The organism is Curtobacterium sp. MCLR17_036 (assembly GCF_003234445.2).
Lineage (GTDB): Bacteria > Actinomycetota > Actinomycetes > Actinomycetales > Microbacteriaceae > Curtobacterium.
The window spans coordinates 2,055,871-2,076,109 of sequence record NZ_CP126269.1 but is presented as its reverse complement, the minus strand read 5'-3'; the positions used below and the strand labels follow the sequence as shown (position 1 = coordinate 2,076,109).

General features: G+C 71.4%; 18 protein-coding genes. 15 read left to right on the top strand and 3 right to left on the bottom strand.

What is annotated here, in order from left to right:
- The first annotated feature begins 5 nt into the window (after positions 1-5).
- The 6 genes from ispG to rbfA all read left to right on the top strand — a co-directional run bounded on the left by ispG (position 6) and on the right by rbfA (position 8,396).
- On the top strand, positions 6-1,139 hold the full coding sequence (ispG, locus tag DEI99_RS09785) for a flavodoxin-dependent (E)-4-hydroxy-3-methylbut-2-enyl-diphosphate synthase (RefSeq protein ID WP_111040549.1): 1,134 nt from the start codon (positions 6-8) through the stop codon (positions 1,137-1,139).
- A gap of 527 nt (positions 1,140-1,666) precedes the next feature.
- Positions 1,667-3,418, top strand: a complete 1,752-nt coding sequence (locus DEI99_RS09780) for a proline--tRNA ligase (protein ID WP_111040548.1) — start codon at positions 1,667-1,669, stop codon at positions 3,416-3,418.
- A 143-nt stretch (positions 3,419-3,561) separates the two neighbouring features.
- Positions 3,562-4,557, top strand: a complete 996-nt coding sequence (gene nusA / locus DEI99_RS09775; protein WP_111040547.1) for a transcription termination factor NusA — start codon at positions 3,562-3,564, stop codon at positions 4,555-4,557.
- A 67-nt stretch (positions 4,558-4,624) separates the two neighbouring features.
- Entirely contained in the window at positions 4,625-4,936 is a 312-nt protein-coding gene (locus tag DEI99_RS09770) for a YlxR family protein (RefSeq protein WP_111040546.1), read from the top strand.
- Between the two features lie 74 nt (positions 4,937-5,010).
- Positions 5,011-7,845 (top strand): translation initiation factor IF-2, encoded by a 2,835-nt coding sequence (gene infB / locus DEI99_RS09765; protein ID WP_111040545.1) that lies wholly within the window; start codon positions 5,011-5,013, stop codon positions 7,843-7,845.
- Positions 7,846-7,934: 89 nt separating this feature from the next.
- Entirely contained in the window at positions 7,935-8,396 is a 462-nt protein-coding gene (gene rbfA, locus DEI99_RS09760; RefSeq protein WP_111040544.1) for a 30S ribosome-binding factor RbfA, read from the top strand.
- Between the two features lie 9 nt (positions 8,397-8,405).
- Here the strand turns inward: rbfA and DEI99_RS09755 are convergent, their stop codons facing one another.
- Positions 8,406-9,326: an iron-sulfur binding domain-containing protein gene (locus tag DEI99_RS09755; protein ID WP_502866998.1), complete on the bottom strand. Its 921-nt coding sequence runs from the start codon at positions 9,324-9,326 to the stop codon at positions 8,406-8,408.
- Between the two features lie 23 nt (positions 9,327-9,349).
- On the opposite strand from DEI99_RS09755, the gene DEI99_RS09750 reads away from it, so the two are divergent.
- Genes DEI99_RS09750 through DEI99_RS09730 form a run of 5 tightly spaced genes read left to right on the top strand, consistent with a single transcriptional unit; the run spans position 9,350 to position 12,596 of the window.
- A complete protein-coding gene (locus tag DEI99_RS09750) occupies positions 9,350-9,796 on the top strand; it encodes a hypothetical protein (protein ID WP_071255832.1) in 447 nt (148 codons plus the stop codon).
- A gap of 22 nt (positions 9,797-9,818) precedes the next feature.
- Entirely contained in the window at positions 9,819-10,760 is a 942-nt protein-coding gene (gene truB / locus DEI99_RS09745; protein ID WP_111040542.1) for a tRNA pseudouridine(55) synthase TruB, read from the top strand.
- Complete coding sequence (locus DEI99_RS09740) at positions 10,757-11,122, top strand: hypothetical protein (RefSeq protein ID WP_071255830.1); 366 nt, start codon at positions 10,757-10,759, stop codon at positions 11,120-11,122. The genes truB and DEI99_RS09740 overlap by 4 nt, the downstream gene beginning before the upstream one ends.
- Positions 11,123-11,181: 59 nt before the next feature.
- Positions 11,182-11,625 (top strand): hypothetical protein, encoded by a 444-nt coding sequence (locus DEI99_RS09735; RefSeq protein WP_111040541.1) that lies wholly within the window; start codon positions 11,182-11,184, stop codon positions 11,623-11,625.
- 8 nt (positions 11,626-11,633) lie between these two features.
- On the top strand, positions 11,634-12,596 hold the full coding sequence (locus tag DEI99_RS09730) for a bifunctional riboflavin kinase/FAD synthetase (RefSeq protein ID WP_111040540.1): 963 nt from the start codon (positions 11,634-11,636) through the stop codon (positions 12,594-12,596).
- A gap of 105 nt (positions 12,597-12,701) precedes the next feature.
- On the opposite strand, the gene DEI99_RS09725 is transcribed toward DEI99_RS09730, so the two are convergent.
- Together DEI99_RS09725 and DEI99_RS09720 are read right to left on the bottom strand one after the other, a co-directional pair.
- Complete coding sequence (locus DEI99_RS09725; protein WP_181434311.1) at positions 12,702-13,934, bottom strand: DUF349 domain-containing protein; 1,233 nt, start codon at positions 13,932-13,934, stop codon at positions 12,702-12,704.
- 113 nt (positions 13,935-14,047) lie between these two features.
- Positions 14,048-14,854, bottom strand: coding sequence for a peptidylprolyl isomerase (locus DEI99_RS09720; RefSeq protein ID WP_111040539.1), 807 nt, complete (start codon positions 14,852-14,854; stop codon positions 14,048-14,050).
- A gap of 126 nt (positions 14,855-14,980) precedes the next feature.
- Between DEI99_RS09720 and DEI99_RS09715 the strand changes: the two genes are divergently transcribed.
- From DEI99_RS09715 to alaS, 4 genes are all read left to right on the top strand, one after another.
- A complete protein-coding gene (locus DEI99_RS09715; RefSeq protein WP_083404655.1) occupies positions 14,981-16,333 on the top strand; it encodes a replication-associated recombination protein A in 1,353 nt (450 codons plus the stop codon).
- A 247-nt stretch (positions 16,334-16,580) separates the two neighbouring features.
- Positions 16,581-17,210: a 30S ribosomal protein S4 gene (gene rpsD, locus DEI99_RS09710; RefSeq protein ID WP_071255814.1), complete on the top strand. Its 630-nt coding sequence runs from the start codon at positions 16,581-16,583 to the stop codon at positions 17,208-17,210.
- 122 nt (positions 17,211-17,332) lie between these two features.
- On the top strand, positions 17,333-17,515 hold the full coding sequence (locus DEI99_RS09705) for a hypothetical protein (protein ID WP_071255813.1): 183 nt from the start codon (positions 17,333-17,335) through the stop codon (positions 17,513-17,515).
- A gap of 62 nt (positions 17,516-17,577) precedes the next feature.
- Complete coding sequence (gene alaS, locus DEI99_RS09700) at positions 17,578-20,235, top strand: alanine--tRNA ligase (protein ID WP_111040538.1); 2,658 nt, start codon at positions 17,578-17,580, stop codon at positions 20,233-20,235.
- Positions 20,236-20,239 lie beyond the last annotated feature (4 nt).

Here is a 20,239-nt window from a genome sequence, read left to right as displayed (position 1 = left end):
TCGGTATGCCCAAGACGCCCGAAACTCTCGCCCCCCGTCGCAGGTCGCGGCAGATCCGGGTCGGCAAGGTGCTCGTCGGCGGCGACGCGCCCGTGTCCGTCCAGTCGATGACCACGACCCCCACGACGAACATCAACGCGACCCTGCAGCAGATCGCCGAGCTCACCGCCTCCGGCTGCGACATCGTCCGGGTGGCCGTGCCGAGCCAGGACGACGCCGACGCGCTGCCGATCATCGCGAAGAAGTCGCAGATCCCGGTGATCGCCGACATCCACTTCCAGCCGAAGTACGTCTTCCAGGCCATCGACGCCGGGTGTGCCGCGGTCCGCGTCAACCCCGGCAACATCCGCAAGTTCGACGACCAGGTCGGTGCCATCGCCCGCGCCGCGAAGGACGCCGGGGTGTCCCTGCGCATCGGCGTGAACGCCGGCTCCCTCGAGCCGAGCCTGCTGCAGAAGTACGGCAAGGCGACGCCCGAGGCGCTCGTCGAGTCCGCCGTGTGGGAGGCCTCGTTGTTCGAGGAGCACGACTTCCACGACTTCAAGATCTCGGTGAAGCACAACGACCCCATCGTCATGGTGAAGGCCTACCGGCAGCTCGCGGCCGCCGGCGACTGGCCGCTGCACCTCGGCGTGACCGAGGCCGGCCCGGAGTTCCAGGGCACGATCAAGAGCGCCACCGCGTTCGGCATCCTGCTCGCCGAGGGCATCGGCGACACCATCCGCGTGTCCCTGTCCGCGCCCCCCGCGCAGGAGGTCAAGGTCGGCCTGCAGATCCTGCAGTCCCTCAACCTGCGCGAGCGCAAGCTCGAGATCGTCTCGTGCCCGAGCTGCGGCCGTGCGCAGGTCGACGTCTACCAGCTCGCGAACGACGTGACGAAGGGACTCGAGGGCATGACCGTGCCGCTGCGCGTCGCCGTCATGGGCTGCGTCGTGAACGGCCCGGGCGAGGCCCGCGAGGCCGACCTCGGCGTCGCGTCCGGCAACGGCAAGGGCCAGATCTTCGTCAAGGGCGAGGTCGTCAAGACCGTGCCGGAGCACGAGATCGTCCCGACCCTGATCGCCGAGGCGAACCGCATCGCCGCCGAGATGGGCCCCGAGGCCGCACTCGGCTCGCCCCAGGTCATCACCGCGCCGTAGCGCACGGGTCGAGCGCGCCCGCGCCTGCGGGGCCGCGCGCCCCTTCGTGAGCAGAAGGTGTCGGGTCGCGCGGGCGCACTCGACATCTTCTGCTCACCAAGTGCCGACGGCCACGACCGCGGCGCCGCGCACGGTGACCTTCGCCGCCGCGCGCCCTTTGGTGAGCAGAAGGTGTTGGGTCGCGCAGGCGCAACCGACATCTTCTGCTCACCGAGTGCCGACGGCCAGCGCCTCGGCGTCGAGCACGCGCCCGCGTCGGTGCTGCGCGCCCCTTCGTGAGCAGAAGGTGTCGGGTCGCGCGGGCGCACTCGACATCTTCTGCTCGCGAAGTGCCGATGGGCGCGACCGTGGTGACGGGCACGCGCTCCCGCCGGCGTTGCGCGCCCCTTCGTGAGCAGAAGGTGTCGGGTCGCGCAGGCCCACTCGACATCTTCTGCTCACCAAGTGCCGGCCGGCACGACCGCGACCGCGACCGCGACCGCGACCACCGCCACGACCACGCCCCCCGTCGCCGCTAGGCTTGCCCCGTGGTCACACGGCTTTCGCATCTCTTCCTCCGTACCCTCCGCGACGACCCCTCCGACGCCGAGGTGACGAGCGCCAAGCTGCTCGTCCGCGCCGGGTACGTCCGTCGCCAGTCGCCGGGCATCTTCGCCTGGCTGCCGCTCGGCCTGCGGGTCCGTGCGCGCATCGAGGGCATCATCCGCGACGAGATGGTGGCGGCCGGCGCGCAGGAGGTCCTGCTCCCCGCGCTCCTGCCGCGCGAGCCGTACGAGGCGACGAACCGCTGGACCGAGTACGGCGACGGCATGTTCCGCCTGCAGGACCGCAAGGGCGCCGACTACCTGCTCGCGCCGACGCACGAGGAGATGTTCGCGCTCCTGGTGAAGGACCTGTACTCGTCGTACAAGGACCTGCCCGTCACCCTGTTCCAGATCCAGGACAAGTACCGCGACGAGGCCCGCCCCCGCGCCGGACTCCTGCGCGGCCGCGAGTTCACGATGAAGGACGCGTACTCGTTCGACATCTCCGACGAGGGCCTCGAGCGCAGCTACCAGGTCATGCGCGACGCGTACGAGAAGATCTTCGCCCGGCTCGGCCTCGAGTACGTGATCGTCAAGGCGGACGCCGGGGCCATGGGCGGCTCGAAGTCCGAGGAGTTCCTGCACCCGATCGGCGTCGGCGAGGACACCTTCGTCCGCAGCGCGGGCGGCTACGCGGCGAACGTCGAGGCGTACGTCACCCCGGTCCCCGACGCCCTGCCGATCGAGGGGCAGCCGGAGCCGGTGCTGCTCCCCGCGTCGGACACCCCGACGATCGACTCCCTCGTCGAGCACGCGAACGCGGTCGCCCCGCGCGAAGGCGCGCCGTGGACCGCCGCGGACACCCTGAAGAACGTCGTCCTCGCGCTCACCCACCTCGACGGCACGCGCGAGGTCGTGGTCGTCGGGCTGCCCGGCGACCGCGACGTCGACCTGAAGCGTGCCGAGGTGGCCTTCGCCCCCGCCGAGGTCGAGGCCGCAGGCGACGACGACTTCCGCAAGCACAAGGGCCTCGTGAAGGGCTACATCGGCCCGCAGGTGCTCGGCGCGGAGAGCGCCACGGGCCTGCGCTACTTCGTCGACCCGCGCGTGGTCGACGGCACCGCCTGGGTCACGGGCGCCAACGAGCGCGGCGTGCACGTCTCCGGGCTGGTCGCCGGTCGTGACTTCGTCGCGGACGGCGTCGCCGAGGTGTCCGACGTCCGTGCCGGCGACCCGGCACCCGACGGGTCCGGCCCGCTCGAGACGGCCCGTGGCATGGAGATCGGCCACGTCTTCCAGCTCGGCCGCAAGTACGCCGAGGCGCTCGGCCTCAAGGTGCAGGACGAGAACGGCAAGCTCGCCACGGTCACGATGGGCTCCTACGGGATCGGCGTGACGCGGATCCTGGCGATCCTCGCCGAGGCGCACAACGACGACAAGGGCCTGGTCTGGCCGAAGAACGTCGCGCCCTTCGACGTGCACGTGGTCGCCACCGGCAAGGACGCGGTCGCCTACGACCTGGCGACGGACATCGTCGCGCAGCTCGAGGGCGAGCGCTTCGAGGTCGTGTACGACGACCGGCCGAAGGTCTCGCCCGGCGTGAAGCTCCGCGACGCGGAACTCCTCGGCATGCCGATCGTCGTCGTCGCCGGTCGCGGCGCGGCAGACGGCGTCGTCGAGCTCTGGGACCGCGCCACGGGCGAGCGTCGCGACGTCCCGGTCGCCGAGCTGCTCGACGCGGTCCGCGCGATCTAGACGCAACCACGGGACGGACGGGAGGCCCGGTGCCAGCTGGCACCGGGCCTCCCGTCCGTCCCGGGGTTCTGGGGTACGCTTGTGGCCGACTTCTGCGCAGTCCCACCCCGCGGAAGCGACTCATCTGAATACGGAGGCCCTCGGTGAAGATCGATCTCGCAGTCCTGCGACTCATGGAGCGCGAGCGGGAGATCCCGTTCGACGAGCTCGTCCAGATCATCGAATCTGCCATCCTGACCGCCTACCAGAAGCACGCCGACGAGAACGGCGAGCCGGCCCACGCCCAGTCGCGCGTCGAGCTCGACCGCAAGTCCGGCGAGGTCAGCGTCTACGTCCCCGAGCTCGACGACGAGGGCGCCGTCATCGGCGAAGCCGTCGACCAGCCGAGCGACTTCGGCCGCATCGCGGCGTTCGCGGCGAAGCAGGTCATCAACCAGCGTCTGCGCGACATCGGCGACGACAAGATCCTCGGCGAGTTCCGCGGCAAGGAGGGCGACATCGTCGCGGGTGTGGTCCAGCAGGGCCCGAACCCGAAGATGGTGCACGTCGACCTCGGCACGATCGAGGCGATCCTGCCGCCGGAGGAGCAGGTGCCGGGGGAGTCCTACACGCACGGCTCCCGCATCCGCGTGTACGTGACGAGCGTCGCCCGCGGCAACAAGGGCCCGCAGATCACGGTGTCCCGCACGCACCCGGGTCTCGTCCGCAAGCTGTTCGCACTCGAGGTCCCGGAGATCGCGTCCGGGGTCGTCGAGATCACTTCGCTCGCGCGTGAGGCCGGTCACCGCACGAAGATCGCGGTGAAGGCGAACGAGCCCGGCGTGAACGCGAAGGGCGCGTGCATCGGTGAGCTCGGTGCCCGTGTCCGCTCCGTCACGAACGAGCTCGGCGCCGAGAAGATCGACATCGTCGACTGGTCGTCCGACCTCGCCTCGTTCGTCGCGAGCGCCCTGTCGCCGGCCAAGGTGACGAGCGCGTTCGTGCTCGACGCCTCGACGAAGGCCGTCCGCGCGCTCGTGCCGGACTACCAGCTGTCGCTCGCGATCGGCAAGGAGGGGCAGAACGCCCGCCTCGCCGCGAAGCTCACCGGTGCCCGCATCGACATCCAGCCGGACTCGATCCTGGACGGCGAGGACTAGACGGATTCCGCCCTCGGCGTGACGCCGAGGGCGCGCCGGATCGCGCACGTCCGAGGCAAGGAGTAGAGTGGACCCCGTCAGAACGTGCATCGGCAGTCGTCGTCGCGCTTCCCGATCCTCCCTCCTCCGAGTCGTCGCCCTGAGCGACGGGCGCGTGGTGGCGGATCCGAAGGCAGTCATGCCGGGCCGGGGAGCATGGCTCACACCGACCGTCGATGCCTACGATCAGGCCGTCAAGCGCAGGGCTTTCCGCCGTGCGCTGCGGCTGGATCGCGATCCCGACACGTCCGCGGTGCTCGACCACATCGCCGGTCTCCCACAGGAGTCGGCCGAGCGCCCGGACATGACAGAACAGGCTGAACGGCTTATGGACAACTGATGAGCGGCTCGAAATGAGACCCGTCATCCATTGAGTCCTGCCCCTTCACGGGGTGGGACCCGTGAAGGAGAACAGTGGCTAAACCACGCGTACACGAGATCGCAAGCGAACTCGGCGTCGACAGCAAGACCGCACTCGAGAAGCTCAAGGAGCTCGGCGAGTTCGTCCGGGGTGCCAGCTCGAGCATCGAGCCCCCCGTCGCCCGGAAGCTCCGCGCCGCCCTGCAGGCGGACGGTGCCCCGGCGAAGCCGGCTGCCACGGCCCCCGCGCCGAGCGCACCCGCGAAGACCAGCGCCCCGAAGTCCGGCGCGCCGAAGCCCGGCGGCCCCCGCCCGGGTCCGGTCCGTCCGGCACGCGCTCCGGAGCCCGAGGCCCCGGCAGCACAGGCGGCTCCCGCCGAGGACGCCCCGACCCCGGCCGCGCCGAAGTCCGTCGCCCAGCGACAGGCCGAGGCCGAGGCTGCGCAGAAGGCCCGCGCCGAGAAGGCCGCGGCCGCCTCGAACGACGACGCCGCGAAGACCGACGCCGTCAAGCCGGGCACCAACCCGAAGCCCGCCGCCGCCGGTCCGAAGCCGGGTGGCCCGAAGCCCGGTGGCGCACGTCCGGGCAACAACCCCTACGCGTCGAACCAGGGCATGGGCTCGCGCCCTCCGCGTCCCGGCAACAACCCGTTCGCCTCGAACCAGGGCATGGGGCAGCGTCCGGCTGCCGGCTCCGGTGGTGGCAACGGCATCCCGCGTCCGGCTCCGCCGCGTCCGGGTGTCCCCCGTCCGGGCGCTCCGCGTCCCGGCGGCCCCGGTCAGGGCAACCGTGCCCCCGGCTTCGGGCAGCGCCCGGGCCAGGGCGGCGGCCGTGGCGGCCCCGGTGGTCGTCCGGGTGGTGCCGGTGCCGGTGCCGGTGGGGGCTTCCCGCGTCCGGCCTTCAGCGGCCCGCGTCCCTCCGGTGGCGGCGGCCGTGGCCGTGGTCCCGGCGGCGGGACCGCCGGTGCGTTCGGTCGCGGTGGCGGCAAGAGCCGTGCCCGCAAGTCGAAGCGGACGAAGCGCGCCGAGTACGAGATGCGGCAGGCACCGTCGCTCGGCGGTGTGCAGGTCCCTCGCGGCGACGGCAACACGGTCGTCCGACTCCGTCGTGGTGCGAGCATCTCGGACTTCGCGGACAAGATCGACGCCATGCCCGGCAACCTCGTGACGGTGCTGTTCCACCTCGGTGAGATGGCGACCGCGACCGAGTCGCTGGACGAGGCCACGTTCGAGGTCCTCGGCGAGGAACTGGGCTACAAGATCCAGATCGTCTCGCCGGAGGACGAGGACAAGGAGCTCCTCGAGGGCTTCGACATCGACATCGATGCCGAGTACGCCGACGAGGACGACTCCGTCCTGCAGCAGCGTCCCCCGGTCGTCACCGTCATGGGTCACGTCGACCACGGCAAGACCCGCCTGCTCGACGCGATCCGGAACTCGAAGGTCGTCGAGGGCGAGGCCGGTGGCATCACCCAGCACATCGGTGCGTACCAGATCGTCACCGAGCACGAGGGCATCGAGCGTCCGATCACGTTCATCGACACCCCGGGTCACGAGGCCTTCACGGCCATGCGTGCCCGTGGTGCGCAGGTCACCGACATCGCGATCCTCGTGGTCGCGGCGGACGACGGCATCATGCCCCAGACGATCGAGGCACTGAACCACGCGCAGTCGGCCGGTGTGCCGATCGTGGTCGCGGTGAACAAGATCGACAAGGAAGGCGCGAACCCGGCCAAGGTGCGCCAGCAGCTCACCGAGTACAACCTGGTGGCCGAGGAGTACGGCGGCGACGTCATGTTCGTCGACGTGTCGGCTCGCCAGAACGTCGGCATCCAGGACCTCCTGGACGCCGTGCTGCTCACCGCCGACGCCGGTCTCGACCTGCGTGCGAACCCCGACAAGGACGCCCGCGGTGTCGCGATCGAAGCCCGGCTCGACAAGGGCCGCGGTGCGGTGGCGACCGTCCTCATCCAGTCCGGCACGCTGCACGTCGGTGACGCCATCGTGGCGGGCACGGCCTACGGCCGCGTCCGTGCGATGACCGACGAGAACGGTGTCGCGGTCAAGGCTGCGACGCCGAGCCGCCCGGTCCAGGTGCAGGGTCTGTCCTCGGTGCCCCGCGCCGGTGACACGTTCCTCGTCACCGAGGAGGACCGCACGGCACGTCAGATCGCCGAGAAGCGTGAAGCCGCCGAGCGCAACGCCCAGCTGGCCAAGGCCCGCAAGCGCATCTCGCTCGAGGACTTCACCCGTGCGCTCGAAGAGGGCAAGGTCGACTCGCTCAACCTCATCATCAAGGGTGACGTCTCCGGTGCCGTCGAGGCACTCGAGCAGTCGCTCCTGGACATCGAGGTCGACGACAGCGTCCAGCTCCGGATCCTGCACCGCGGTGTCGGTGCGATCACGGAGTCGGACATCGACCTCGCCACGATCGACAACGCGATCGTCGTCGGCTTCAACGTCCGCCCGGACGTCAAGGCCCGCGAGCGTGCGGCGCGCGAAGGCATCGACGTGCGCTTCTACTCGGTCATCTACAACGCACTCGAGGACATCGAGCAGTCCCTCAAGGGCATGCTCAAGCCCGAGTACGAAGAGGTCCAGTCCGGTGTCGCCGAGATCCGCGAGGTCTTCCGATCCTCGAAGTTCGGCAACATCGCGGGTGTCATCGTCCGCTCCGGCACGATCACGCGCAACGCCAAGGCGCGCGTCATCCGTGACGGCGTGGTCCTGGCCGACGGACTGGCGATCGAGTCGCTCCGTCGCTTCAAGGACGACGTCACCGAGGTGCGGACGGACTTCGAGGCCGGTATCGGTCTCGGCAAGTTCAACGACATCCAGATCGGCGACGAGATCGAGACCACCGAGCTCGTCGAGAAGCCGCGCGACTGATCGCGTGAGTACCCTGGGCCCCGGCTTCCTTCACGGGAGGCCGGGGCCCGACCCCGTTCCAGAGCACGACATCTCCACAGGAGGCACCCATGGCCGACCCGCAGCGCGCACGCAAGATGGCGGACCGCATCAAGGAAGTCGTCGCCCGTCGACTCGACAAGGGCCTGCGGGACCCGCGACTCGGGTTCGTCACGATCACCGACGTCCGGGTGACCGGTGACCTGCAGCACGCGTCGGTGTTCTACACCGTCTACGGCACGGACGAGGAGCGCGCCGACTCCGCCGCCGCCCTGAAGGCTGCGACGGGCATGCTCCGGTCCGAGGTCGGCAAGAACATCACGGCGCGGCTCACGCCGTCGCTCGAGTTCATCGCGGACGCCCTGCCGGAGACGTCGGCGCACATGGAGGACCTGCTCGTGCAGGCCCAGGTGCGCGACGAGCAGGTGCGTGCGGCCGCGGCCGGCGCGAGCTACGCCGGCGACGCCGACCCGTACAAGCACGACGAGGACGAGGACGAGGACGCAGACGACGCCGACGCGGCGCGCGCCTGAGCCGTCCGGTCAGCCCTCCGGCAGCCGGTACCCGCTCGCGTCGTCGCCGACGGCGAGTCCGTCGCGCACCAACGACGCGAGCGCCCGGTCCCGCTGGGCGGCGTCCGGCCACACCGGTTCGATCTCGGACCGCGTGACCGGGACGTCGCTCGCGCGGAGCTCGGCCATGATGAGGCCGCGCACCTGCCGGTCGCTCCCGGCGAACCTCGCCTGCTTCGGCGCCCGGGGCCCCTCGTGCTCCGGGTACCCGGCCGCGCGCCACGCGCAGCGGTCCGCGATCGGGCACGCGTCGCAGGCCGGGGCGCGGGCGACGCAGACGAGTGCACCGAGCTCCATCACCGCGGCGTTCGTCGCTGCGGCGTCGTCGCGGTCCGCGGGCAGCACCGACTCCATGAGCGGCAGGTCGACCTTGGCCTTCGCGGGCCCGGGGTCGCCCTCACCGAGGAGCGCACGCTTCAGGACGCGGCGCACGTTGACGTCGACGACGGGGTGCCGGTCGCCGTACGCGAAGACCGCGACGGCCCGCGCCGTGTAGTCACCGATGCCCGGCAGCGCGAGCAGCGCCTCGACGTCGCGCGGCACCACGTTGCCGTGTCGCTCGGCGATCGCCGTGGCGGCGGCGTGCAGCGCGAGCGCGCGTCTCGGGTAGCCGAGCCGGTCCCAGGCACGCACCGCGTCCGCCGGGGGCGACGCGGCGAGGTCCGCAGGGGTCGGCCACCGGGTGAGCCACGCCTCCAGTCGGGGGACCACGCGCGCGACCTGCGTCTGCTGCAGCATGATCTCGCTGACCAGCGTGCCCCACGCAGGGAAGCCGGGCCGCCGCCACGGCAGGTCCCGTCCGGCAGTCCGGAACCAGGTGATCAGCGGGGTCGCGACGTCCGGGACGCTCGCGTTGTCCACATCCGGTCGGGAGGCCCTGCTCGCGTTCACCACGACAGCCTACGGTGGTCGTCATGGCACGCTGGGCACCGCAGGAGACCGACACCATGGCCGCGATCGCGTCGGAGGTGATCGCACAGGTCGGCACGAACCGGACCGTCATCGGCATCGACGGACAGGACGGCACCGACCTCGAGCGGGTCGCCCGCGGCCTGGTCGCCGGCTTCGAGCAGCAGGGCGTGTCCGCGATGGCCGCGGCGGCGCCCTCCACCGACGCCGACACCCTGCGTGCCGACCTCGTCGCCCCCTTCCGCACCACCGGTGCCGGCGACGGCGTCCTCGTCGTGCACGGGCAGGGCGTCCTCGGGCACGGTGTCCGCGGCCTCTGGCGCTGGTCGCTCTGGGTCGAGCAGGAGGCCGGTCGGCTCGAACGCCGGGCGGACGTCAAGATCGCCGCGTCGGCGGTGCTCGACGTCACCGACCCGGACCACCCCCGCCGCGAGTGGAACGACGCCTGCTGACCGGCGCTGTTACGCTCCTCTGGTGCTCGAAACCGTGCCGGACGGCATCCTCCTCGTCGACAAGCCGCAGGGGATCTCCAGCCACCGCGTCGTCTCCATCGCACGCCGGCGGCTCGGCCTGAAGAAGATCGGCCACGCGGGCACCCTCGACCCGATGGCCACCGGGCTGCTGCTGCTCGGCGTCGGCGCGTCGACGCGGCTGCTGACGCACCTCGTCGGGCTCGGCAAGACCTACACGGCGACCATCCGCCTCGGCGTCTCGACCGACTCGGACGACGCCGACGGCACGCCGACCGCAGCGGTCGGGGTCGCCGACGCCGACGTGTCGGAGGGCGCCGTCGAACGGGCCGTCGCGGCGCAGCGCGGGCAGATCGACCAGGTGCCGTCGACGGTGAGCGCGATCAAGGTCGACGGCCGACGCGCCTACGACCTGGCACGCAAGGGCGAGACGGTCGAGCTGCGCTCCCGCAGCGTCACGGTGTCGCGCTTCGACGTCACGGCCCGGACCGAGCACACCGTCACGGTCGACGGAGCCGACGTGGCGGTCGTCGACCTCGACGTCGTGGTCACCTGCTCGTCCGGCACCTACGTCCGCGCCCTCGCACGGGACGTCGGGGCCGCCCTCGGCACCGGGGCCCACCTCACCGCGCTCCGACGCACCGCGGTCGGCCCCTTCGACGTCGCCGACGCGGTGGACGTCGAGTCCGAGGCCGTCGATGTCCGGGCCGCCCTCGCCCGACCGGTCGACGTCGCACGCCGCCTGTTCCCGACGGTGGCGCTCGACGCCGCCGCGGCGAAGGACCTGACCGACGGCAAGCGCGTGGCCGCCGACCACCCCGACTCGGACGCACCCGTCGCCGCCGTCGCGGTCGCGGACGACCGCCTGGTGGGCCTGGTGTCGGTGCGACGCGGACAGCTGCGGGTCATCACGAACTTCCCGGCACCGACGGAGGCGCGCCCGTGATCGAGTGGTACATGTGGGTGCAGCTCGTCGTCGCGGTGCTGGCCGGCCTCTTCGCGGTCGTGGTCGGCTTCGTCGGGTGGAAGCCGAACGACTACACCGTCGGTTCGCTCGTGCTCGTCGAGCTGCTGCTCGTGGCGCAGGGCGTCATCTCGCTCGTGCTGCCGCTGACCGGCAGCCCGCCGCAGGGGAACGCCCTGGAGTTCGGCGTCTACGCCGTGTCGGTGCTGCTCGTGCCGCCGGCCGCCGTGGTGTGGGCCCTCGTCGACCGCACGAAGTGGAGCACCGTGGTGCTCGGCGCCGGCGCGTTCACGGTCGCCGTGATGGTCTACCGGATGTACCAGATCTGGTTCGCCCTGAACTGACCCGGCCCGGCACCCGGGAGCGGTACGGAGCGTCGTCGGTCGTCGGTAGGATCGGTGCAATGGCGACCAGATCCTCACTCGCGACCGGCATCGGCCGCGTCCTCATCGCCGTCTACGGCATCCTCGCCCTCGCGGCGACGGGTCGGAGCGTCGTCCAGATCATCGAGAAGTTCTCGTTCGCGCCGTTCGCCTACACGCTGAGCGCCGTCGCGGCCGTGGTCTACATCGTGGCGATGATCGCGCTCATCGTCCCCGGACGCACCTGGTACCGCATCGCCTGCGTGACCATCGGCTTCGAGATGACCGGGGTGCTCGTCATCGGCACCCTGTCGCTCGTCGACCGCCAGCTGTTCCCCGACGACACCATCTGGTCGTACTACGGCCTGGGCTACGCCTTCGCGCCCCTCGTCCTGCCGATCGCCGGGCTCTGGTGGCTGCGCAAGCACCACCGCACCGCGGCGGGCGTGCCCGCGACGTCGGCCGACGCCCCGGTGAGCGAGTAGGAGCCCCCGTGCAGTACTACGACGACCCGGCCGACGTGGCCGACGGCTTCGGCCCGAGCGCGGTGACCATCGGCAAGTTCGACGGCGTCCACGTCGGACACCGTGCGGTCATCGCGCACCTCGAGCGCGCCGCACGCGAGCACGGCCTGGTGTCCACCGTCGTGACCTTCGACCGGCACCCGCTCAACGTCATCGACCCCCCGCACGTGCCGCCGGCGCTCACCAGCACGACGCAGCGCCGCGAGCTCCTCGCCGAGGCCGGGGTCGACGCCACGCTGCTGCTCCGCTTCGACGAGGCCCTGCAGTCCAAGGCTCCAGAGGCCTTCGTGTCCGAGGTCCTCGTCGACACCTTGCACGCACGCCTGGTCTTCGTCGGCAGCGACTTCCGGTTCGGCGCGAAGGGCGCCGGCGACGTGACGCTCCTGCGGGCACTGGGGGAGCAGCACGGCTTCACCGTCGAGCTCATCGACGACGTCGACCTGGTGGACGACGTCCGCCCGGACGGTGAACGCCGGGTCTCCTCGACGTGGATCCGCGAGCTCCTCGGGCAGGGCCGCGTCGCCGAGGCCGCGCGGCTGCTCGGCCGCGAGCACGCCGTCCGCAGCACCGTCGTGCACGGCAACCAGCGCGGTCGCGCGATGGGCTACCCGACGGCCAACCTCGACCCGGCGTGCGAGGGCTTCGTGCCGGCCGACGGCGTGTACGCAGCGCGCGTGCTGCACGACGGCACGGTCTACCCGGCGGCGGTGTCGGTGGGCAACAACCCGACGTTCGAGGGCGTGCCCGCGAAGCAGATCGAGGCCCACCTGCTCGACGTCGACATCGACCTGTACGACGACCGCATCTCGGTGCTCTTCGTGTCGTACGTGCGCGGGATGGTCAAGTTCTCGTCGATGGACGAGCTCGCTGCGCAGATGCGGCAGGACGACCTCGACATCCGCCTGCTGCTCGGGCTGCCCGCGCCGGTCTGAGCCGGGCGGCGCCTGCCGCGACGCGGCGGGCCACCCACCTACGCAGGACGCCCCGCGACCGATGGGTCGCGGGGCGTGCTGCGTGGGGCCCTGGTGGGTCGCGGCTCAGCCGCCGAGGGCGTCGAGCCAGATCTTGCGGGCGTCGAGGGCTTCCTGCGCGTCCTTGATCTTGCGGGCGTCCCCGGTGGCCTGCGCGGCGGCGAGTTCGGACTCGAGCTTGCCGATGGCGTCCTCGAGCTGGCTGGCGAGCCCGGTCTGACGAGCCTTGCGCTCCGGGTTCGACTCCTTCCAGTGCGCGTCCTCGAGGCCACGGACGTGGTCCTCGACGGCACGCAGGCGGTCCTCGACGCGGCGGACGTCCCCGCGGGGGACCTTGCCGATCTCGTCCCACTGGCGCTGGATGCCGGTCAGGGTCTTCCGGGCGGACACGCGGTCGGTCGCCTGCAGCAGCGGCTCGGCCTCGACCAGGAGGGCCTGCTTGGCCTCGAGGTTGGCCGAGAACTCCTCGTTCTCGGCGGCGCTCTCGGCGTGGCGCTGCTCGAACAGCACGTCACCGGCCGCCTTGAAGCGCGCCCACAGCGTGTCGTCGTGGCGCTTGCCGGCGCGGCCGGCGTTCTTCCACTCGTCGAGCAGCTGCCGGTACGCGGGGATGGCGTCCGAGCCGCGGGGCGCGAGCGCCTCGGCCTGCTGCACGAGCTCCTGCTTGCGCGACCGCGCGTCGCGGTGCTGCGCGTCGAGCTCCGAGTAGAAGGCACGACGGTGCTGGTCGACCGTCGAGCGCGCGGCGCGGAACCGCTTCCAGAGCTCGTTGGCCTCGTTCTTGGGGATCCGCGGGCCGTCGTGCTGGTGCTGCTGCCACCGCGCGAACACGTCGTCGAGCTGCGCCGTGACCTGCTTCCACTGCGCGCGGGCCGGGTCGACCGCGGCCAGGGCCTCGGCTTCCTCGACCAGGGCGGTGCGGTGCGCCAGGGCGTCGTCGAGGGCCTGCTGGGCCTGCTGCGCCTGCGCCTGGGTGAGGGAGCCGAGCTGCTCGGAGAGCGCCGCCACCCGGGTCTCGAGCGACTTCAGGTCGCCGACGACGCGGGCCTCTGCCACCTGGGTGGACAGGTGCTCGACGGTGCGGGCGACGTCGTTCGCCGAGGCACCGCGCTGCACGCGCTGCTCCGCGATCTTCACCTGCCCCTCGAGGTCGGCGTACTTCCGCGCGAAGTAGGCGAGGGCTTCGTCGGGGGTGGCGTCCGGGTACTCGCCCACGACACGCTCGGTCTCGTCGTACCGGACGTACACGGTCCCGTTCTCGTCGACCCGCCCCCAGGTCGTTGCTTCGTCAGATGCCACAGGTCTCGCCTCGATCGTGGTCGTGCATCGCCGACGTCCCCGTCGGCACGGTCAGGTCGTCAGCCTATTGCACGGACGGGGTCGTCGGTCCGCCGCCGGTGCCTGCTTGTGGACTACTTCTCTTCCGCGATGGTCGCCGCGGTGATCGTGGTGGCCACCTTCGGCTCCCCGGTGCCGTCGTCGCCGGGCGAGGAGATGCCCTTGTCCGCGATCTCGGACCGCAGCTCGGACAGGCCGCTCGTCACCTTGCCGACCACGGTGTAGCCGCCGGTGGAGCCGTCGAGCGTGGTGTCGCCGTAGACGATGAAGAACTGGGTCGACTGCGAGTAGGGCGAGCTCGAGCGTGCGATCGCGATCGTGCCCTCGTCGTAGACGCCGTCGCTCGGCACGTTCTCGAGCGGCCCGTACTGGAACCCGGCGTCGCCCGTGCCGTCGCCGTTGGCGGAGCCGCACTGCAGGAACCGCAGCCCGTCGCTGTCGGCGAGCCGGTGGCAGGAGGTGCCGTTGTAGAACTGCTCCTTGATCAACGAGATCTCGACGCTCGCGGCCTGCGGGGCCTTCGCGCCGTCCAGTTCGATGCCGAGGTCGATCGACCCGTTCAGCGTCAGCGAGCCCGTCCAGGTCGCGCCCTTCGCGATCGCCTTGCTCGGCACGTCGCCGGTGTTGCCCGGGGTGGCGCTGGCCGACGGCGTCGGCGTGGCGGTGGCCGCCGCCCCGGCGGTGTCGTCCCGTTGGGTGCCCGCGAAGGCGAGCTGCGAACCCGTGGCGAGCGCGGCGACGAGCACGAGCGCACCGACGCCGAGCAGGTCGTCCCGCTTCCGGCGGCGACGCTGCCGCTCGTGCAGCCCCTGACGGGCCTGGTAGAGGCGCAGGCGCTCGCGCGCCTCGCGGTTGTCACGCGCTGGGTTCTTCGGTGCCACGGTGCTGGTCTGCCCTCTCCTCGCAGTGTGCGACGAGCGTATCCGAACGGTCACCCTGCCCGACCGGGAGGCGCGGCCTGCGTCGGTGGACCGGCCTACGATTGCAGGATGGCAGCGGACTCGGGCATGCGTGCCCCCACGACGGGTGGTCGCGCCGGTCTCGCGCAGGGCTCCGTCCCGCTCGCGGTCCGGATGCGCCCCACCAGCCTCGACGAGGTCGCCGGGCAGCAGCACCTGCTCGGGCGCGGGTCGCCCCTCGTGCAGCTGGCGTCCGGCACGCGTGAGAACCCCGGCGGTGTCTCGGTGATCCTCTGGGGACCGCCCGGCACCGGCAAGACGACCCTGGCGCAGGCGATCGCACGGCAGTCCGGGCGCGAGTTCGTCGAGCTGTCCGCGGTGACGGCCGGCGTGAAGGACGTGCGCGAGGTCATGGAGAAGGCCCTCACCCACCGCGACCTGTACGGGTCGACGACCGTCCTGTTCCTCGACGAGATCCACCGCTTCAGCAAGGCCCAGCAGGACGCCCTGCTGCCCGGGGTCGAGAACGGGTGGGTGATCCTCATCGCCGCCACCACCGAGAACCCGTCGTTCTCGGTGATCTCCCCGCTGCTGTCCCGTTCGCTGCTCCTCACGCTCAAGCCGCTCACCGACGCCGACCTCGGCATGCTCGTCGACCGCGCGGTCGAGGACCCGCGCGGGCTCGGCGGCGCCGTCGTGCTCGGCGACGAGGCACGCGGCGCGATCATCCGGTTGGCCTCGGGCGACGCCCGGCGCGCCCTCACCGCACTCGAGGCCGCAGCGGCGTCCGCCACCGCTGCCCAGGACGACGAGGACGACACCGTCCCCGTGGTCGACGCGGACACCGTCGCCGCAGCCGTCGACCGCGCGCTGCTCCGGTACGACCGGCAGGGCGACGAGCACTACGACGTCATCAGCGCGTTCATCAAGTCGGTGCGGGGGAGCGACGTCGACGCGGCGCTGCACTACCTGGCGCGGATGATCGAGGCGGGCGAGGACTCGCGGTTCATCGCCCGGCGCATCATCATCTCGGCCTCCGAGGACATCGGCATGGCCGACCCGCAGGCGCTGCCCATCGCCGTCGCCGCGGCCCAGGCGGTGCAGCTCATCGGCATGCCCGAGGGCCGCATCCCGCTGGCGGAGGCCGTGGTCTACCTGGCCACCGCACCGAAGTCGAACGCCGCCTACAACGGTGTGAACCAGGCGATGGCCGACGTCAAGGCCGGGCGCATGGGCACCGTGCCGATGCACCTGCGTGACGCGCACTACGCCGGGGCGAAGCGGCTCGGCCACGGCAAGGGCTACGTCTACTCGCACGACGCCGAGCACGGGGTCGCCGAGCAGCAGTACCTGCCGGACGCCCTCGAGGGCACCGAGTACTACACGCCGACCACGAACGGCTACGAGCGCGAGGTCGGGCCGCGTCTCGAACGACTCCGGAAGATCACGCGCGGGCACTGACGCGGTGCTTCTGCACCCGCTCGGATGCTGCTATCGTTGACGGGCCTACGTCCTGGTCCTCGGGCTCGGCTGCATCGAGGACAGAGTGCCACTCCGGTGGTACGCGGACAGAGGTTCGGACTGTAGCCGTCCGATCCCACAGGCTCATCCCTCTGGATCCCGTCGTCGGGTTCGAGCGTGCACGGCCAGGCCGTGACCACTCGTGCGATGCCCGCGACCACCCAGTTCGAACAGAGAAAAGGACCCTGTGTCTACCAAGTCACGTACCCGCAGCAAGACCCGCCTCTCGCGCGCGCTCGGCATCCCGCTGACGCCGAAGGCGGCCCGTTACCTCGAGAAGCGCCCCTACGGCCCCGGCGAGCACGGTCGCACCCGTCGCCGCGCGGACAGCGACTACGCCGTCCGTCTCCGTGAGAAGCAGCGTCTGCGCGCCCAGTACGGCATCCGCGAGAAGCAGCTCCGCATCGTCTTCGAAGAGGCCCGCAAGACGAAGGGCCTGACCGGTGAGAACCTGGTCGAGCTCCTCGAGCAGCGCCTCGACGCCCTCGTGCTCCGTGCCGGCTTCGCCCGCACGACCGCGCAGGCCCGTCAGCTCATCGTGCACCGCCACATCCTGGTGGACGGCAAGCTCGTCGACCGCCCCTCCTTCCGCGTCAAGGAGGGCCAGCAGATCCACGTCAAGCAGCGCTCCGAGTCGCTCGAGCCCTTCCAGGTCGCCGCTGCCGGTGGTCACCAGGAGGTCCTGCCGAAGGTCCCGGGTTACCTCGAGGTCGAGATCGACAAGCTCCAGGCCCGCCTCGTGCGTCGCCCGAAGCGCGCCGAGGTCCCCGTGACCTGCGAAGTGCAGCTCGTCGTCGAGTACTACGCAGCTCGCTGATCTCCTGATCGCACCCGAACGGCGGGTCGTCCTCTCGAGGACGGCCCGCCGTTCGGCGTCCCGGGCCCGACGGCTAAGCTTGTCGCGGCATGCACCGCCGGGTGCAGAGAGGGAGAGGCACCGTGAAGCAGCTGTTCTTCGTCGTCGTCGGCGTCGTCATCGGGGCCGCCGTCGCGCACCAGGTCACCCGGACCCCCGGTGGCGCACGGTTCCTCACCGAGGTCGACGCCCGGACGAAGGCCTTCACCGGTGCGGTCGCCGACGGCTACCGGTCCCGCGAGGCCGAGCTCCGCACCGACGCCTGAGCCGACCGGCACCCGGCCGGCCCGTCGCTCCTCCCGCCCACGACCTGAACCCAGGAAGCACCATGCAGACCGCAGAGATCCGCCGCCGTTGGCTCCAGTACTTCGGTGACCGCGGCCACACCGTCGTCCCGTCCGCGTCCCTCGTCTCCGACGACCCGTCGCTCCTGTTCACGGTGGCCGGCATGGTGCCGTTCATCCCGTACCTGACCGGGCTCGTCCCCGCTCCGTACCCGCGTGCCACCAGCGTGCAGAAGTGCATCCGCACGAACGACATCGAAGAGGTCGGCAAGACCCCGCGGCACGGCACGTTCTTCCAGATGAACGGGAACTTCTCGTTCGGTGACTACTTCAAGGAGCAGGCGATCCAGTACGCCTGGGAGTTCCTGACGAACGACGAGTCCGACGGCGGCCTCGGCTTCTCCGCCGACGACCTCTGGGTGACGGTGTACGAGGACGACGACGAGGCGATCGCGTTCTGGAAGCAGCACTCCTCGCTGCCTGACGAGCGCATCCAGCGCCTCGGCAAGGACACGAACTACTGGTCGACCGGGCAGCCCGGTCCGGCCGGCCCCTGCTCGGAGATCTTCTTCGACCGCGGGCCGGAGTACGGCGTCGACGGCGGTCCCGCCACCGACGACGACCGCTACGTCGAGATCTGGAACCTCGTGTTCATGCAGTACCAGATCGCCGACGTCCGCTCGAAGTACGACTTCGCGATCACCGGCGAGCTGCCGAACAAGAACATCGACACCGGCATGGGCCTCGAGCGCGTCGCGTTCATCAAGCAGGGCGTCGACAACATGTACGAGATCGACCAGGTCCGCCCGGTCCTCGACCGTGCCGCCGAGATCTCCGGACGTCGCTACGGCGCCGACCACGACGACGACGTCCGGATGCGCGTGATCGCCGACCACGTCCGGTCCTCGCTCATGCTCATCGCGGACGGGGTCAGCCCGTCGAACGAGGGGCGCGGCTACATCCTGCGCCGCCTGCTCCGCCGCACCGTGCGCGCGATGCGCCTGCTCGGCGTCGAGACCGCGACGTTCCCCGAGCTGTTCCCGGCATCGCGCGACGCGATGCGCGACGCGTACCCGGAGGTCGGCACGGACTACGACCGGATCGCCCGCATCGCCTACGCGGAGGAGGAGACCTTCCTCCGCACCCTCGCGCAGGGCACCACGATCCTCGACGTCGCGGTCGAGCGGGCGAAGCAGGACGGTGCGCCCTCGATCGGCGGCGACACCGCGTTCCTGCTGCACGACACCTTCGGGTTCCCGATCGACCTGACGATGGAGATGGCGGAGGAGGCCGGCGTCCACGTCGACCGCACCGCCTTCGAGACCCTCATGTCGGAGCAGCGCGCCCGCGCCAAGGCCGACGCGAAGAGCAAGAAGACCGCGATCGCCGACCTCAGCGTCTACAGCGCGTTCCGGGCGCAGGGCGAGACCGTGTTCCTCGGCTACGACGCGCTCGAGGCCGAGACGACCGTGCTCGGCATCATCGTCGGTGGCGTCAGCGTCGACCGCGCGGTCGCGGGCGACATCGCCGAGGTCGTCCTCGGTGAGACCTCGCTCTACGCGGAGTCCGGTGGCCAGGACGCCGACCAGGGCTCGATCGTCGGCAACGGCTTCGACCTCGAGGTCCTCGACGTCCAGCGTCCCGTCGCCGGACTCTGGAGCCACACCGTGCAGGTCCGTTCCGGCGAGGTCGGCGTGGGCGACGCGGCGAGCACCGTCGTCGACGCCGAGTACCGCCGCGGCGCGACCCAGGCGCACTCCGCGACCCACCTGGTGAACGCGGCGCTCCGCGACATCCTCGGGCCGGAGGCGCTGCAGGCCGGCTCGTACAACAAGTCCGGCTACATGCGGCTCGACTTCTCGTGGTCGCAGCCGGTCTCGCTTGCGACCCGCTCCGAGATCGAGGAGGTCGTGAACACCGCGATCCGCACCGACCTCGAGGTCACGACCCGCGTCATGCCGATCGACGAGGCCAAGGCACTCGGCGCGCAGGCGCTCTTCGGCGAGAAGTACGGCGCCGAGGTCCGCATGGTCGACATCGGCGGCCCGTGGTCCCGCGAGCTCTGCGGTGGCACGCACGTCGCCTCGAGCGCCCAGGTCGGCCTCGTCAACCTGGTGGGGGAGTCGAGCGTCGGCTCGACGAACCGACGCGTCGAGGCCCTCGTCGGGCTCGAGGGCTTCCGCGACCTCGCGGTGGAACGCACCATCGTGTCGCAGCTCTCGAGTGCGCTGAAGGCCCCCCGCGCCGACCTGCCCACCCGCGTGCAGTCGCTCATGGAGGACCTGCGGACCGCGCAGAAGAAGATCGCCGAGTACGAGTCGGCGAACCTGCAGCAGCGTGTCCCCACGATCGCCCGCACCGCGACGACGATCGGCGCGACGACGGTGGTGGCCGAGACCGTCGACGGCCTGCAGTCCGGCGACGACCTGCGCTCGCTCGCCACCGGCGTCCGGGCCCAGCTCGGTGACGGTGCCGCCGTGGTCGTGCTCGGCGCGGTCGTGTCCGGCAAGCCGATCGTCATCGTCGCGACGAACGACGCCGCCCGCTCCGCCGGGGTCCAGGCCGGCCCGCTCGCCAAGGAAGCCGCCGGCGTGCTCGGCGGCGGTGGCGGCGGCAAGCCGGACCTGGCGCAGGGCGGCGGGACCGACGCCGCCGCGCTCCCGGCCGCGCTGCGCGCCGTGACCGCACGGCTCGCGGGCTGACCGT

What these genes read in the sequence shown, in the direction of transcription:
- ispG (WP_111040549.1), top strand. Translation starts at nt 6, where the DNA reads ATGCCCAAGACGCCCGAAACTCTCGCCCCCCGTCGCAGGTCGCGGCAG.
- DEI99_RS09735 (WP_111040541.1), top strand. Translation starts at nt 11,182, where the DNA reads ATGGCGACCAGATCCTCACTCGCGACCGGCATCGGCCGCGTCCTCATC.
- DEI99_RS09750 (WP_071255832.1), top strand. Translation starts at nt 9,350, where the DNA reads ATGGCACGCTGGGCACCGCAGGAGACCGACACCATGGCCGCGATCGCG.
- DEI99_RS09715 (WP_083404655.1), top strand. Translation starts at nt 14,981, where the DNA reads ATGCGTGCCCCCACGACGGGTGGTCGCGCCGGTCTCGCGCAGGGCTCC.
- alaS (WP_111040538.1), top strand. Translation starts at nt 17,578, where the DNA reads ATGCAGACCGCAGAGATCCGCCGCCGTTGGCTCCAGTACTTCGGTGAC.
- rbfA (WP_111040544.1), top strand. Translation starts at nt 7,935, where the DNA reads ATGGCCGACCCGCAGCGCGCACGCAAGATGGCGGACCGCATCAAGGAA.